Here is a 16,028-nt window from a genome sequence, read left to right as displayed (position 1 = left end):
CGGCAATCGTTTGGGAGTTTTGTGTTTCCGAATCTATCTTCCTTTCCTTCTGCTTGAATATCTGCGGAATGTGGGTTAAAACTATATTTTCCCTTGTCAATTGTCCATTTACTAAAAAGCATTCTCATCTTCACTGAGATGACGGGCAACTACACTGTATGGATAATCATTTTGCTCAACATCTACCCCAATAACCACAACTCGGCTGACAGGAGAAATGCTCATAGCTTCATCCAGAGCATTTTCCATTGTTCGATTTCTTTTTTCTCTATCAATACGCTTATAGGCGAAGCCAACGACTGCTCCGCGCTCTGGAACTATTTCATTAGTCAAGATACAAGTATTATTGTGATCGGGTAGTTGCCAAAACTTATGGACAATTTTTTTAATTCGTTTGAACCCTTCTTCAAACTTTGTTTGATCCTCATGAGTAAAATTGAGAAGTACACAACCAACTTCAGTCCAACGCTCAGACTGCCGTGATTCAATATGCTGGATAATGCTTCTCCACCAACGTGTTAATTTACGCTGCGGTTTAGGAGTTTCACTTTTAGGTAATTCCTTCATAAAAAATGGATCAAAAATGTTGGACATGCCAAGTAAGGAAAGACGCTGTTGAGTAAACTCAGCATTCCCAATGTTAAACCCTGTATCAAGATAGAACGCAAGCAAATCAATCTCATCGCCATTATAATCAGCATTTTTCTCAAATTCTGCTCGCCGCACTAAGTAGTGTAGTTTCTCACAACTTCCCTCCAAAATTTCAAAGATAATTTCGAGATCAGCAAGAGACATAGTTGGAGACATTTCAATATCATATCCAATTAAACCCGCTTGTTTCAAATCGGTGGCTCGACAAAAAAGAGTACCCAATGACTCTAAAGTGATACTCAAGCGAACCACCTCACGTACTTTTGAACAGTCAACTTCATGTAATTCGCCTTTGCGATTATTCAACTGATGCAAACCGGGATTTTTTATTAGGTAATCAGAAAATCTTTTGGATTGAAGGGATGGTTCTACCATTAATTTTTTGACAATCTTCTTTAGGCTCTCAAATGCCCCACGCTTTGTCGCTTCAGTCACTCTACCTGATTTAGCCTCCACAACTAGCAAATAAGAGTCGAGTAAAACCAGAAGGTCAGTTTCAAAAGTCTTCTTGGTTGTAGCATCGAACCATTCGCTACCTTGATAAAGCTTGGCAGATGGGAAAGCTTTTTGGAAAAGCTGATAAATCTCTTGCTCCAAAAATTTTCCTCTACGCTCTTCATATTTTTTATAAATTTCAGCATGAGGTTTAATAATAGCTTCCATAATATCTATGAAATAATTTAAGAAGAGTGTTATGACTGGGCAGAAATAAGTTCCCACCTCAAGCTTGATGAGAGGTTTCTGCCAAACAGGATTGCCAAGAAATAAATGTTCTGGATTCCAGTCTGATAAATCTCCGAAAGATAGCGACCAGGCATCCAGCACATTTTTTAATGCTTCTGGATTAACAGCTTTTGGGTAAGCATCTACAAACGTATCGAGTGTTAATGTGTAAATAGGTTTTAGTCGTAGATCACTTTGACTGAAAATAATAGCTCTTAAGCCGTCAAGAGTTAAATCTTTCTCCTGAACAAAGGCTGAGAGGTCTTCTGGAGATGAAGTAAGATCGGGAAAAGCTTGATAATATTCTTTGATAGCTGTTTCGATGTTTTTGGCGCGGAGCGCAGGCATAACCAAATTCCGATGCTGATTAATTCTGTACTCAACAACATCGAGTATTTGGAACCACATTTCAACTAAACAACGAACTCGAACTCCAATTCTTTGCTCGATCGTATCATCCAGGCTTGAGAATAAATCCGAAACAATCCGCTTAACTTGTTGTGGATATCCCCAGTTACGTACAGCTTGAGTATCTGCCCTGATCCTTTCTACTGTGATAAGCTTCTGATGCTGCTCTATGGTTTCGATGGATCGGCTAGGGATAAAGGCTTCATTTGAAATCCACGTGTGACATCCTGAACCAGTTGGCGAAACTCAACAAAGTCTTGTGGTAGAGCTGATCTGAAATCAAATGAATCTTGTGAATGCTGAAGAAGAAGACCTTGTAGAAATTCTACATGATGTTGAAGGATTGGATTTTTTTCAGTCCATTCACGATTTATACCGGGTGAAGTAGTTAAATCGTAGTAGGCAAAAAACGATAGTAAAGAACAAGGCTCAACCTGAAAAATTTGTTTTTGCAATGTTTCAAAAGAGACCTCAAATTGTTGACCGAAGTTTTCACCTAATTTCTTAATTAATTCAACTCTTTCGTCTTCAGTCATTCCCTCAAACGGTGATGACATCTTGTGATAAGTGAATCCAGTAAATTCTTTTTCGACGCGACGAGTACCAAAACCTCTAGACTGGTTTTTATTATTTGCTTGGGGAAAAATTTTTTCTTTCTTCCGTTTCTTCTTGGTCACTGTAAAACTCACCTAAACCATGATACTTAGTTCTCCCTCCCAATGATAGCGGAACTTTATTAAAATACTCAACTCGGAGAGATAACTTTGATATACCGCCCGATATAACCTAAGCAGTCGAACTATTATTAGGGTGAAACTTTCCACTGGGACAGAATAATGTCAACTCAATCCAGCAATAATATTGACGCTCATAGCCAGAATAGCGGTGTTAAAAAAGAACGACAGCACGCTGTGAAAAAGCACGAGATACCTCGTCGAACGAGAAGTGATCTGCACGTCTGCAACTTGGCAAGTCATGCCAATACCAAAGGAGAAATATAAAAAATCTTTGTAGTCAGGTTCCTCGTCGCCCGGAAAATCCAAACCCCCCGCCTGCAAGTAACTGCCGTGCTGCTTGCTGCGGTTTTTGTAGTAGCTGCGGGCATAGTGCATCGTGAAGATAGTGTGTACCTGCATCCAAGAGCCAATAATTGTAAGAACAGAAAGCCCTAAGTGCAGAAATAGCAAATCGGGGGGCAGGCCTTTGGTATCGCGCAGCAGGAAGAAGATAGCTAACAAGCTAGCACAAGCCGCCGCCACGATCGTACTTAAGATTGTTAAGCGGCCAGCGTCCAACTGCTGAGCGTGGTGGCGCATTATTTCGGGAGTGCCTTGCAGCATCAGCATCCAAGTCAAAAGCAGGAAACTCACAGCGCCCGCGTTCCAAATGCACAGCGTCCGAGTCAGGAGGAAATAGTGAGGCGGCAGGAAAACAGCAACTGCTATAGCAAACAGAACAGACACAAACAGGCGGTGCCGGACGCTCCAGACCCAGTGCATTTGAGATTTGGAAACATTTCTCACAGTAATTTAGCCTAAGTTAGGCACAGTAACGGTTAGAAAATCTTAACTCCTATCTTTTCAGGAAATCCCCAAAGATAATGAATTGGTAACGCGCAGCACAGGCAGAATTTTTCATGCCTTTCGATAGATCGATCGACCTCAACCTTCTAGGTACAGTGGGAGAAAATATAAATTGTGGCTTGAAATTATGGCATCCTCCCAACCCCTCAAAGGCATTGAATTGATCGACTGCGCCAAAGCTAACGCCCAACAAGGAATCGCCACAGCCGCGAAGCTTTGTGGCTACGGAGGCGACCTCAACACCTTCGAGCGGGAACTGAAACAGGCTTGCCAAGATATCGGCGTCGAAGTCAAGGAGTTAAGCGACTTGATTACGGCTCAGCAGATGATGAAACAAGGAATGGGTATTGAAGTCGCTCCAGATACTCCCTCAGAACTCTAGGCTCAATCTCCACCGCACCAGTTTTAGCGCTAAGATTGCCCCGACACCAGTATTTTGAGTCTGCTAGCTGAGGCAGGCTAGAATGTTTTGCATGGGAGCTTCCGACTTTAGCAAGGAGTCGCGTTTTCTCCCGCGAAGAGGGTGCTTTCTGGAGGGTGCTGAGATTGTTAGGAGGACTGTCGTGTCAGATCAGCAAGACCGAATTATGCGTTTGTTTATAGAGGAGGCTAAGGAGCACCTCGATACTCTAGAAAATGGTTTAGTGGATTTAAAGTCCACGATGAAAGACCCCGAAAGCGTCCAAGAGATGTTTCGAGCCGCCCATTCCGTGAAAGGAGGGGCGGCTATGCTCGGCTTAGATAGTATTAAAACAACCGCTCACCGCTTGGAAGATTGTTTTAAGGTGCTCAAGGACGGGCCCGTCAAGCAGGTTGACCAAACGGCAGAATCCCTATTTTTAAAGGGAGTTGATACGCTTAAGGACTTGCTGGGGCGACTGGAGGGGCCTTTCGGCTTGAGGAATGAAGAGGGAGAAAAACTCGTGCAGCAGGTGATGCCTGTTTTTGCTCAACTGGAAACTCATCTCGATAAATTGGCGTCGGGCAAAGTGCAGGCTGCTGCTGGGTCTGGTACGCCCGCCGCTCCAACAGCGGGCGCTGTGCCGGCGAATTTTGCTGTTGAAGTGATGACTTTACTCAAAGAAATGTTGCAGGTGTTCAAGCAGAAAGAATCGGCTGCTAGTCGCTCTGAGTTGACGGCTGTGTGCATTCGCCTCTATAAGTTGGGAGGTAAAATTGAGACTTGGCAAAATTTAGTAAAAACCGCTAGAGCAGCGATCGTTAATCCCAAAAACTCTTATAAAGTCTTAGCTCCGCTGATTATCAAAGAACTCAAGGAAGCTGGCGATTTAGTACAAGGGGGGAAAGTCAAGACGATCGTTCCGAGTAAAAATTTGCTACTTTTGGCAGCAAGCCCAAAACCAGCAGAGGCAAGCGCCCCAGCCGCCGCAGCAGCCCCAGCAGCAGCGTCAAAGCAAGTCGCACTTCCCGCCGAACCGAAGGCGGTAGTTAAACTTTTGCTAAAAACTTTCAACAAAAAGCAACTTTCCGAAATCGCCAAGTTACTGGTTCAAGCCATCAAATCCTCGAACTAGGACTTGTTGCAGTAGAAGATAGAGTCAAAGCAATATTTTTGAAGCGGACAATTTTCTGGGGGTGCTGGCAGCATGAGTTGAGCAGCAACTCGAAAAAATTCACTCATTCGAGATTTTTGCCCTCTACCTTCTACTGTTGGGCAAGCCTGCGTTAGAATTAGTGGATATGTAGGCGTGCAATATTGTACCAGAATTAAAAATCGAGCAGGCTTTATAAGGCGGTAGCTGTGAAACCAATTAGTTCATTAGAAGATGCTTTAAACCGCTGTCAGGCGATGGGAATGCGCTTGAGCCGCCAGCGTCGATTTATTCTAGAACTTTTGTGGGAGGCAAAAGAACACCTCTCGGCTCGCGAAATTTACGATCGCCTCAACAAACAAGCGCATTCGATCGGGCATACTTCTGTTTATCAAAATCTAGAAGCTTTGTCGAGAGCAGGGATTATTGAGTGCATAGAACGCTCGGAGGGACGCTTGTACGGCAATGTCAGCGACTCTCACTCTCATGTCAATTGTCTTGATACGGCTCAGATTCTAGACGTTCATGTGGAACTGCCGATCGACTTGATCGAGCTAATCCAAGAGCAAACGGGTGTCAAAATTGTAGACTACCGGATAGATTTCTACGGATATCGATCGGCAGAGTCCGCCACCACGCAAGCATCGAGTGTCAGCGATACGCCAAAGGCTTCGTAACGGATAAAGCAGCGGCTGTTGGAAACAGAACCGATCTTTGTGCTGGGCCGAGCCGTCGTATAAAAGGATTTAAGTATTTTGCTGGGTTCGATCGGTTTTTTTGCCGTCGCCCGCCGGAATTGGGCACAGTAGAAAAAAAATGAAAACAGAAAAATGAAACTCGATCGGCAAGTTTGGCGATCGGGAATAAAATTTACGACTATACCCAAAAAATCAGTTCTATCGGCTACACGTAAAAGTGTAGACCAAATCCGGCTGTAGTTTCCCCTTGATTTTTAATCTGCTTGGAGAAGACGAAAGTTTGTGTAGTGTGGGTTTCAACCGCTGAGTCTGATCAGGGAATTGCTGAACCGGATTTAATATTAGACCTTAGTTTAATCGCTCCCCCAATTCATCTGTGGAGTCAAATCTAAAATCTAAAATCTAAAATCTAAAATCTAAAATTGATAGACTGACGGGGGCTTCATACTGTTTTTTCTGCTAAACGGCCCCGGGATCTGTCAATAACTGTGTGATAACTGGTATGATTTACGTGCTTCGAGAGCCTAAAATACTCGGAAGCAACCAGTGGGGCCAGACACGAACCTCACTATAAAACGCCGTAGAGGGAAAGATGGCCAGTACCTTGAAGGAAGTTCTCGATCTCCTTAACAGGAGTCAGAAGCCGACATCACAATCTATAGATTTGATGTGGGAGTGTCACGTGAAGAGTGCGCATTACAGGACAGGCTGAAGTAATGGCGAGACGACAATCTGACCAATTCCACACACCACCGCAATACAACCCATCCCCCAAACCGACGGCACAGTTCAGTGCAGAGGCGACAGGCGATGCGAGTTCCTCAGTAACGGCGCTGCCGATTGAGGGCAAAAGAACTTTTTGGCAGTGGCAACTTATCTGGCTGAGTCTCCTGGTGGGATTTGGAGTAACCGGTGCCGCTGCATTTCTGTGGTTGCTGACGATGCCGCCGCCGCCCAATTGCCAGCAACTGTCACCGCTCGCGGCGGATGGAGAGCGACTTTACTGCGCTCAGCAAGCTGCTAAGTCGGGCAAGCTAGAACAGCTAGAATCGGCAATAGCACTGGTGCAGGCTTGGCCGAAAGAACACCCTCTATACTCGCAGGGTCAACATTTGATCGGGGAATGGTCGAAAGCCATGCTGGGATTCGCCAGGGCGAAAATTGAGGTGGGCGATTTGAAGGGCGCTCTGGAGATTGTGGCGAAAATTCCGAAAACCAGTCCGTCTTACCCTGATGTACAGGAAGCTGTGACTGCTTGGGAAAAAAATTGGCAGGAGGGCCAAAAACTCTACGATACAGCCCTAGCAGCTTTGAAAAGTGAGGATTTAAGGAAGGCCTGGGATTATGCTCAAGCTCTGTTCAAGCTGGAAAATGTTTTCTGGAGTCAGAAGCGGTACAACGAGCTGATCCAGCAGATTTCTTTGGAAAGAAACGGCTGGCAGCGCTTGCAAGAGGCTAGAGATTTGGCGAAGGACGGAACTCCGCAAAAGTTCGCTGAGGCGATCGTCCTGGCTCGTAAAATAGACTCGCAGCTTTTTGCCCGCGCTAAAGCTGAGAAGGAAATTGAGGGCTGGAGCCGGACTTTGCTGGCAATGGCTACTAAACGGTTGGGGGCGAAAGACCTGCCGGGGGCGATCGAGGCTGCTTCGGTTGTGCCGCAGGATTCCCCGCTGTTTGCGGAAGCTCAAGATTTGATGCAGTTGGGTAGGGCTCAGGCAGTGACGTGGAACCAGTCGATATCAACTCCGCTGCCACAACACATTTTTAGCTTGCTGGAAGGGCAGGGGGCTGCTAGCCAAATTGCTCCGGGTCGCCCTCTGTACAAGCAAGCTCAAGTTCAAATTGAAAATTTGCAGGTGCAGTTTCAAGATTTGCTGCGTCTGCAAGTGGCGAGTACGATCGCTAGTGTCGGTCAGATAGGGACGTTTGGACTCGCGATCGAGCAAGCACAAACCATCGGACTTAAGCAGCCGCGGCGGATTCACGCTCAAACTTTGGTGGCTTCTTGGCGCCGGGAAATTCAGCGGATCGAAGACGAATCTTTTCTGACTCTGGCGAAGCAGTTGGCAGAAGCGCAAACCGTTGAAGGACTCAAGGCGGGCATCGCTCAGGTAGTTCTGATTGCTCAAAACCGCCCCCGCAGGGTAGAAGCGCAAACTCTCTTGGCTCAGTGGACGAAACGCATAGAAGTTATTCAAGATCAGCCTTTTTTGGATGAAGCGATCGCCCTGGCGAAGCAAGGAAAACTTAGTGCTGCTATTGAAAAAGCTTCGGCAATTAAGAGCGGTAGGACTTTGTACGCGAAAGCTCAGGATAATGTCTATCAGTGGGTGAGCGAACTGCAAGTTGCTCAAGACAGACCGATTCTCGATCGAGCTGCGGAATTGGCATCTAAAGGCAGTCTAGGAGCGGCGATCGATACGGCTTCCCAAATCGGTTACGGTAGGGCGCTGTATTCAGAGGCTGCAGGTGCGATCGGCCGCTGGAGTGCTGAACTCAGAGCCAACAGTGCACCGCCGCCGGAACCCGCTCGTGAGTACGCGCCGGAACCCGCTCGCGAGTACGCGCCTGCTCCCCGACAAGAGGAGTACGCGCCGGCTCCCCGACAAGAGGAGCAGGCTCCGGCTCCCGAGCAGGCTCCGGCTCCCGAGCCTTACTATCCGCCCGCCAGCCAACAGGCCCCCGCAAGGGAACCGGAACCTTACTATCCCCCCGCAAGGGAACCGGAACCTTACTATCCCCCCGCGAGGGAGCCGGAACCTTACTATCCCCCCGCGAGGGAGCCGGAACCTTACTCTCCGCCCGCGAGAGAACAGGCCCCGGCTCCGGCTCCGGAACCTGCTCCTCCTCCGGCTCCGGCTCCGGAACCCGCGCCGCCCTCGATTCCTGACTCGGCTGGTCCTCCTGATGCTAATTTGATCCCCGAGTAATGGGGTTTTCGCGCGATCGAGCTCTAAAATCTCCAATCTAAAATCAAGTGAGTAATTTGCAACTGCTGACGATCGATAGCGACCCCATTTTCCGGCTGGGGCTGCGAGTCGCTTGCGAGCAGTATCCAGACTTGCAAGTTGTCGCAGAGGTTTCAACGCGAAACGAGGCTTTGCGGGTTCTAGAAGCTCGCTCCCTCGGCTCTGAAACAGCCAAGAAGCCTGGAGATTTGGCAATTTTGGCTGTTGAGACCCTAAATTTGCGATCGGGTCAAACAGAGGCGCTGGCATTTTGTCGCGAACTCAAAAGTTTGTACCCCAACCTGCCCCTGTTGCTGCTAGGCGGGCCGCTGACACCGGAGTTGTTGGCGGATTTACAGGCTGCAGGCGCGAATGGGTATTCTCCTAAAGGTAGAGATATTTCTCTGACAATCGAAGCTGTTCGCGCGGTGGCATTTGGTCACACTTATTGGGCGACGGATGCGGCAGCTAACTCGGAAATAGAACTAAATGCAGCGGTGGTTCAAACAGTAGAAAACTCCGCAGCAATTGCCGATAAAAATGCAGATAATTTGACCGTTGATACGCCAGTCCACAAAAAAATGCTGGCTTATTTTTGTCGTTCTGGACTACGGGAAATAGATGCAACTTTGGCGGTTGTCCAAGCTAATTTGCAAGAGTTCAGAGCCGCAGATGCGACTGATTTGCCCTCTATTTTAGATGGGGTTGTACTCAGCGGGCGCCGCAGAGAATTACTCGCAGCTCGTTGGATTGTCAGTCAGTTATTATTTGAAGGAAAAGGGGAGAAGGCAAAAGGAAGAAGGAAGAAGGAAGAAGGAAGAAGGAAGAAGGAAGAAGGAAGAGGGGAGAAGGAAGAGGCAGAAGGAAGACGGGAGAATTGGTTGAATAATTCTCAGTTGCAAGTAGCGAATTCTCAAGTTTCGGCGAATTATTTGGACGTGGCAACTAATTGGCAAAATAGCTTGTTTGACTCTGTGGCGACTAAATTCCAGTTTGAGTTGGTGAATTTGACTGGCTTGCCTTTGGAAATCGATATTTTGCGATCGCCCAAAAAGCGTGAATTGATGAGTTCCATCCTGCGGAAGTTAAAGGATTTGCTGGAGGAATTGCGCTTTTCGCAAGTACAGCAAACTCACTTGTCGCAAAAAATGCCTGCTATTTTACGGAATTTGTGGGAGGCGACAATCATAGATTTTTTTGGCAGATACTATACACTGCAAACGAAAGAAAATCTGGTTTTTGATGGCAGTCAAGCAAGCTTAAAACTGGAAGAAAGCCAAGGGGGAAGCGCTGCTTATCTCTTGGCTGGCAGGGGCGTAGAAGTAGTGCCGATGCTGCTGGCCGATGCGGATGTAGTTGCCGCAGAAATACTTGACAAAATACCGATGACAGTTGAGTTTTTTGCACATTTGCTATTTGAAATTCCTCTAACAGTTGACAATGTTTCTTGTGTTTCAGGCAGCCCGGAAGCTATGCAGCGAGCTGAAGCTTTGTTGGAAAATTTGGCAATACAAGTTGCTAGCGGAGTGGTACAGCCTCTACTAAATAATTTGGCAAATATTGAAGAAATCAAGCAAATGTTTTACGATGGGAAGTTGATTTCGACGCGAGAAATTGAGAGGTTTCGGAATAATTTGTCGTGGAGATATAGCTGGGATAGATATTTTGTGGAACCGAAAGCGATTTTTGAAAGCAAGTTTTGGTTGTTTGTTTTGGGGGATTTGGGAATTAAAAGAATTTCTATTTATTCTCCGAGAAATCGGGAGTTAGCACAGCTTTCTGGGTGGCAGTTAGCCTTGACTTTGCTGCTGGAAACCAGGGATGCGATCGCACCTAGGGTTCGCGCGGTTATTTCGCTGTTGGGTGCTGCTGTTGTTTACGTTTTGACCCAGGTAATAGGGCGGGGAATTGGTTTAATCGGGCGGGGAATTATCCAGGGGATTGGTAATTCTTTGCAAGATACCAAGTTTGGGAAAAACGGGTAACGGGAAGTTTGGGAACGAAGCAGTATAAGGGGTTTAAGGGATTTACATTAATACATTAATCAGTCGGATTTGATAGAATTGGTGATTGGTGATTGGTAATTGGTGGTATTATAGATAGTAACTTAATGCTATAAGGTTGACTTTTTATGAGTATTATGATATCGATAGATGCCGATCGCATAAACAGTTTAGATTTGTCTCCGGTGCGGACTGTGATTGAAAAGTGGCTGGCAGAAGGAGCGATCGCCCACAACGAACAACAGCTACAATTTGAAATTGAGTATCCGCGCGAAGAGTTAGATCCGCGAGAAATCTCGGAAATTCCCGAAGTGCGGCTGTGGTTTATTCGCTTGGATGCTTGTTACCCTTGGCTGCCATTTTTGCTGGATTGGAAAGCGGGAGAATTAGCGCGCTATGCCGCGATGTTGGTGCCGCACCAGTTCCACCGCACCCAAGGTATTCAGTACAATCCTGAAGCTTTGGAAATGTTTTTGATGAGCAAAATATTCGTGTTGACTGATTGGTTTAATCAGCAGGGAATTCCCAGTAAATCAAAGTTGATGGCGATGTCGCAGATGTTTGGTTATGATTTGGACGATGCTTTTTTTGATGTGATTGTGCCGCACAAATAAGCTGTAAGTAAGCCCACCTAAATTGTATTTTTTGGGCGGGCGGGACGCCCACCCCACAAGAATTCGCTCAAACTTGACTGTAAAATTTAGATGCTTCACCCTACTGTGGCGAGTAGGGGTTGGCTTCTAGCCCGCCCAAAAAGGCGTAAGGTACGCAGTGTGTACCCCACAAATAGCGTGGTAAGCCCTCTTCACAATTTTCTCAGAATTGAGAGCTAGTTTAAATAAACAACGATCGCCCCATTCAATCGATCGAGGAAATTTACCATGACAACAGATTACCTCATCGTCGGCAGTGGTTTATCAGCACTGGTTTTCGGAGCTTTGATGGCAAACTCCGGCAAAACCGTACACATCCTCGAAGCTCACGAGCATCCCGGAGGCTTTGGTCACACCTTTACGATGGCCAAAAAATACACCTTTAATGCCCAATTCCACTACGTTTGGGACTGCGGCGAAGGACATACAGTCAATCGAGTTCTCAAAAAACTCGGCCTCGATCGAGATGTCACCTTTGAGCGGTACGATCCGAATGGCTACGACCACATGAGAATGCCTGGGTACGCGCTAGATATACCCTCGGAACCAGAGGAACTGATCCGCAGATTGTCGGCGCTGTTCCCCGAAGCAGGCGAGAGAATTCGCCAATTCGTCAACGAAGTCGAGAAAACCGGCGAGGGACTCAGAAAACTCGCTCCTCCTGTCAAACCAATTGAATTGCTCAAAAACTTCGGTGACGTATTCTGTGCCGTCCAACACCTCAACAGTACACTTCAGGACGTTTTCGACAAGTTCCAACTCCCCCAAGCCGCCCAAACCTTATTAGCCCTGCAATGGCCGGACTTTTTGCTGCCCCCAAATCAGCTTTCTTTCTATGCTTGGATTGCCTTGTTTAGAGGCTATCAAGAAGGTGCATTTTACCCGACGCAGCATTTTGAAGATGTCATCAATTCTTTAGTTAAAGTCATTGAATCCAACGGGGGGAAAGTTCTATTAAACCATGAAGTCACGAATTTTAGGGTGACAAACAGAACAGTAACTGGAGTTGAAGCGATGGATTTGACCACGCATCAAAGCCATGAATTCACCGGCGACACGGTGATTTGCAACCTTGACCCGAAAAGAGCGGCCAAGATGATTGGAGAGGAACTGTTCTCTAAAAAAGTGCGGCGGAAACTCAACTATGAGTATTCTGCATCTAACTACATGGTGTACTGCGTTGTCAAAGATATCGATCTCCGAGACTATGGATTTGGCAAGTGGAATACGTTTCATTCGGAACACTTGGATCTAAATGAAGCTTTTGCTCAAATGTATGACCAAAATGATTTTTCTCGTCCGAGCTTTGCCATTACAACGCCAACTTTACTCACGGAAGCGCGGCGGGATTGTCCAGAAGATTGTCAAATTGTGGAATTTCTGACTGTTGCTAATTACAGCTATTTTAAACAAGTTTGGGAGAGCGATCGCAAAGCTTACAGACAGAAGAAACAAGAAATTCTCGACTCGATTTTAGATGTTGTGGAAAAACACTATGTTCCGAATTTCCGCAAACACATGGTCTTTCATATTACCGGAAGTCCGACGACTAACGAGCGCTTCTGTTGGTGTCCTAACGGTAATTCCTACGGTTCCAGCCTGACGCCGCGCAACATGGGGGTCGATCGGCTAAATCATGAAACATCCCTCAACAATTTCTATTTCTGCAACGCCTCTTCGGGCTATCCAGGCTTTGCACCCACATTTTGGACGGGGGCGCTGCTTTATCAACGTTTATCCGGCGATGCGATTTTAGGCTAAGAGGAATTGGTTACTCGGCGATGGAAATCGCTACTACAGAAACGAAGTCTGCCTCCGCAGACTAAAAAATAAAAAGGGCATCACATCCAACCGGGCAACGAGAGAAAGCTAGGAAAAGGTTCTTCTCCCCCCTTATTAAGGGGGGGTAGGGGGGATCGGATCGTCTCTCCAACAGCTCTTAAGCATTCGATGATTAATGTTCCATTCTATCAAGTAGGAGTGAACTATGAGAATTGCAATTGTTGGGGGCGGAGCGAGCGGTATGGCAGCAGCCTACTGGCTTGATAAACAGGGACATCACGTCACTGTGTTGGAAAGTCAGCCGATTTTAGGCGGACACATTCGGACACTTAACAAAAATGTTGCGGCCAATCAATCTGAGTGTAATGAAATATTAGAAAATGGGGTACTGGAATTTCCGACTGTGTTTTACAATTTCATGGCTTTTATGCAGGAGCTAGGCGTTGAATTAGAACCTGTGCAGATTGGTTCAGCCCTGTTTTTTAAAGATGGCACCCACTTTTTGTCTGCGGTTTCTATCCGAAAGAATTTCACCGGAATCCAACGCCTGATCGAGTATTTGCGACTTGATAGTCTCTACGCTCGTTCGGCTGGATTTATTTTAAAAATGCGGTTTGCTAAACAGCACGATTTCTACGATGTACCGCTTTCTGAGTCTTTGAAAAGCTCGTGCATCCGCAATTATTGGTTGAGGTTGCTGACGATGTATAGCTACTCGATACCCTTTGAATTGCTCGACAATTTTCCGGCGGAATTGGCGATGCCTGTTCTACGCGAATATGCCTCGGTCAACTGGGTGAGGATTAAAGGCGGGGTGTATTCTTACATTGAAAAGATTTTGGAGCGGTTTAAGGGGGAGATACTGCTAAATGTGGAGATTGCCAATATTTTTAGAAGTGCTGATGCTGTAAAAATTGTGCTTTCTGATGGGGAAATCCAGGAATTTGATAAGGTGGTTTTTGCGATGCCACCAGATCAAGTTATGAGGCTATTGTCTGATCCAACGGATGCGGAAACAAAGCGGTTTTCGGCGTGGAAAGCCAATTATGCAACCACTGTACTGCATTCTGATACATCAATGTACGATCGCTACGGTATCCGCAAGTTATCAGAATTTGATTTTTTCGAGACGGATAAGGGATGGGGATATAATGCGAGTTTGAATCAGCTTTGCGGCATCTCATCGCCACGAGAGTACAGTTTAGCTTTTCATCTGGAAGAGTCGATCGCCAAAAAAGACATTATTCACATTCAGAAACATCACACGCCGCTGTACAATGTCGAGTCTTTTCGATATCGAGATGAAGTTATCGAGACTAATGGCGAGAACAACACTTATCATGCGGGAGCTTATTTGGGGAATGGTTTGCACGAAGGAGCCATTACCTCTGCTTTGCGAGTCGCAAAATTAATTGGGTGAACTCAATTGTGATGCTACAAACTCTCGCAAAGGTCAGTAAATTTCTTGCCGGTGCAACACTCTCACAAAAGTAATGATGTCTGCATCAAACAGTTAAACCAATGCGAGAGTCGTCCACTCGGATGCGAAAGTAATTTTTGGCGTTGCTTAAGCTGCGACACCACGTGCTGCAGTTAAGTAGACATCATTGCTCAAAGATGGGGGCATTGTTGAGCCCGCTAACTGAGTACCCTCAAAGTTGGTTCCCGTGAATGTTGCCCCGCTCAAGTCGGCTTCGCTCAAGTCTGCATAGCACAGTCTAGCCCAATCGAGATTTGCCTGCACCAAAGAAACTCCCACCAGATTTGCCCTGGTTAAATCTGCTCCCATCAACTTGACGCCCCGTAACTGAGCTTCGCTGAGATTGGCGGCTAACAAGTTCGAGCCTTCCAGGTTTACCCCGTTCAGTTTGGCTCCGCTCAGGTTGACGCCATTGAGATCCGTCCTGCTCAGGTCGATGCCATTGATGTAAGCTTTGCTGAGATAGATGCCTGTTAGTTGAGCGCCAAAAAGCTTTGCACCGCTGAGTTTTGCTCCTCCGCAGTTTGCCCAGTTGAGGTTGGCTCCCGTGAGGTTGGCTCCCCGCAGGTTGATGAATTGCAGGTCGGCTGTACACAAATTGGCGTTCCAGAGGATGGCGCTCCGCAGGTTGCTACCGATGAGTTGGGCGCCACTCAACTTTGCCCTGGGGAGTTTTGCTTTGACGAGGAAAGCTCCGCTGAGATTGGCTTTGGTAAGCTCTGCGTCCGCTAGTTTGGCTTGACCCATTTTGGCAAAACTCAGATTTGCCCTGTAAAGGTTTGCGCCGTTTAGTTCTGCTTTGGTCAGATGCGCCCGACTCAGGTTAGCTCCCGACAGGTTAGCCCTCGAAAGGTTTATTCCCACCAACATAGCTCCGCTGAGGTTTGCTCCGCTGAGGTTTGCGTCAGCAAAGTCTCTGTTTCCATTTTCGTACTCTTTGAGCAGCTCGGTTACTTCCATACGGGTCACATTCCTAATAGCGGAAATTTATTTAGAAATAAACACTCTTTATAAGTATTTTATCTCAAACGGAGCGGATGCGCTCGCACTTTCAAGAAAGCTGACAATTAACTTGATATTTATACATATACTCTTTGCTTTTTCCAGAGTCCCGACCGTTTTGAGGCCATAGTCTGAAACCCTTGATTTATCGTGGGTCTCTAGTGGGCTTCGGCAAGCGTTGCGATCGTACTGAACTCCGGGGAACCGTTATTCTCAGTAGGTAAGCCATCAAACACTGTCCGAAGTGTTAATCAATAGTAAAATTAATATTCTTGTTGTCCACTGTGGCTAACAGCTTTTTTAAACCGAGACTGCAAATTTGTTCGTTGTTTTTGCGCCCGGTGTCGCGAAGGCTAGCCGGGTCATAGCTGCAAATTGGATCTACGGTCATTTTTCCTTAAAATTTAGATGTGAAACAACAGCTTAATCAGCGATAATTTTTCTCTGTTGCCTCGCAGCAGTTAGACGATAGCGCTTTTCAATATTTGCTTGAGTGATCGGGCTGAAAAGTAATTTCAGACATTGTACTTCTGAGGGATTTATT

At 46.5% G+C, this 16,028-nt stretch carries 13 protein-coding genes; 8 read left to right on the top strand and 5 right to left on the bottom strand.

What is annotated here, in order from left to right:
- Positions 1 to 111 precede the first annotated feature (111 nt).
- The 3 genes from QUA04_RS18690 to QUA04_RS18680 all read right to left on the bottom strand — a co-directional run bounded on the left by QUA04_RS18690 (position 112) and on the right by QUA04_RS18680 (position 3,281).
- Positions 112 to 1,722 (bottom strand): hypothetical protein, encoded by a 1,611-nt coding sequence (locus QUA04_RS18690; RefSeq protein ID WP_333259039.1) that lies wholly within the window; start codon positions 1,720 to 1,722, stop codon positions 112 to 114.
- 227 nt (positions 1,723 to 1,949) lie between these two features.
- Entirely contained in the window at positions 1,950 to 2,459 is a 510-nt protein-coding gene (locus tag QUA04_RS18685; RefSeq protein WP_333259038.1) for a hypothetical protein, read from the bottom strand.
- 162 nt (positions 2,460 to 2,621) lie between these two features.
- On the bottom strand, positions 2,622 to 3,281 hold the full coding sequence (locus QUA04_RS18680) for a DUF1345 domain-containing protein (protein WP_333259036.1): 660 nt from the start codon (positions 3,279 to 3,281) through the stop codon (positions 2,622 to 2,624).
- 211 nt (positions 3,282 to 3,492) lie between these two features.
- Between QUA04_RS18680 and QUA04_RS18675 the strand changes: the two genes are divergently transcribed.
- The 8 genes from QUA04_RS18675 (at position 3,493) to QUA04_RS18640 (ending at position 14,422) form a co-directional block, all read left to right on the top strand.
- Positions 3,493 to 3,747, top strand: a complete 255-nt coding sequence (locus QUA04_RS18675; RefSeq protein ID WP_333076419.1) for a hypothetical protein — start codon at positions 3,493 to 3,495, stop codon at positions 3,745 to 3,747.
- 82 nt (positions 3,748 to 3,829) lie between these two features.
- On the top strand, positions 3,830 to 4,900 hold the full coding sequence (locus QUA04_RS18670; RefSeq protein WP_333259034.1) for an Hpt domain-containing protein: 1,071 nt from the start codon (positions 3,830 to 3,832) through the stop codon (positions 4,898 to 4,900).
- 227 nt (positions 4,901 to 5,127) lie between these two features.
- Positions 5,128 to 5,595 (top strand): Fur family transcriptional regulator, encoded by a 468-nt coding sequence (locus QUA04_RS18665; protein ID WP_333259032.1) that lies wholly within the window; start codon positions 5,128 to 5,130, stop codon positions 5,593 to 5,595.
- A gap of 737 nt (positions 5,596 to 6,332) precedes the next feature.
- Entirely contained in the window at positions 6,333 to 8,546 is a 2,214-nt protein-coding gene (locus QUA04_RS18660; protein ID WP_333259031.1) for a hypothetical protein, read from the top strand.
- A 47-nt stretch (positions 8,547 to 8,593) separates the two neighbouring features.
- On the top strand, positions 8,594 to 10,549 hold the full coding sequence (locus QUA04_RS18655; protein WP_333259029.1) for a DUF3685 domain-containing protein: 1,956 nt from the start codon (positions 8,594 to 8,596) through the stop codon (positions 10,547 to 10,549).
- A 146-nt stretch (positions 10,550 to 10,695) separates the two neighbouring features.
- Positions 10,696 to 11,181 (top strand): CRR6 family NdhI maturation factor, encoded by a 486-nt coding sequence (locus QUA04_RS18650; protein ID WP_333047144.1) that lies wholly within the window; start codon positions 10,696 to 10,698, stop codon positions 11,179 to 11,181.
- 267 nt (positions 11,182 to 11,448) lie between these two features.
- On the top strand, positions 11,449 to 12,981 hold the full coding sequence (locus tag QUA04_RS18645; protein ID WP_333259027.1) for an NAD(P)/FAD-dependent oxidoreductase: 1,533 nt from the start codon (positions 11,449 to 11,451) through the stop codon (positions 12,979 to 12,981).
- Between the two features lie 226 nt (positions 12,982 to 13,207).
- Positions 13,208 to 14,422 (top strand): FAD-dependent oxidoreductase, encoded by a 1,215-nt coding sequence (locus QUA04_RS18640; RefSeq protein ID WP_333259025.1) that lies wholly within the window; start codon positions 13,208 to 13,210, stop codon positions 14,420 to 14,422.
- Positions 14,423 to 14,569: 147 nt separating this feature from the next.
- On the opposite strand, the gene QUA04_RS18635 is transcribed toward QUA04_RS18640, so the two are convergent.
- Both QUA04_RS18635 and QUA04_RS18630 read right to left on the bottom strand, forming a co-directional pair.
- Positions 14,570 to 15,442, bottom strand: coding sequence for a pentapeptide repeat-containing protein (locus QUA04_RS18635; RefSeq protein ID WP_333259023.1), 873 nt, complete (start codon positions 15,440 to 15,442; stop codon positions 14,570 to 14,572).
- 289 nt (positions 15,443 to 15,731) lie between these two features.
- A complete protein-coding gene (locus QUA04_RS18630; protein ID WP_333259021.1) occupies positions 15,732 to 15,875 on the bottom strand; it encodes a hypothetical protein in 144 nt (47 codons plus the stop codon).
- Positions 15,876 to 16,028: the final 153 nt, after the last annotated feature.

It is taken from the genome of Microcoleus sp. S13_C5 (assembly GCF_036700845.1).
Taxonomy (GTDB): domain Bacteria; phylum Cyanobacteriota; class Cyanobacteriia; order Cyanobacteriales; family Microcoleaceae; genus Microcoleus.
The sequence above is the reverse complement of the archived record's forward strand: the minus strand, read 5'-3'. Positions and strand labels throughout refer to the sequence as shown.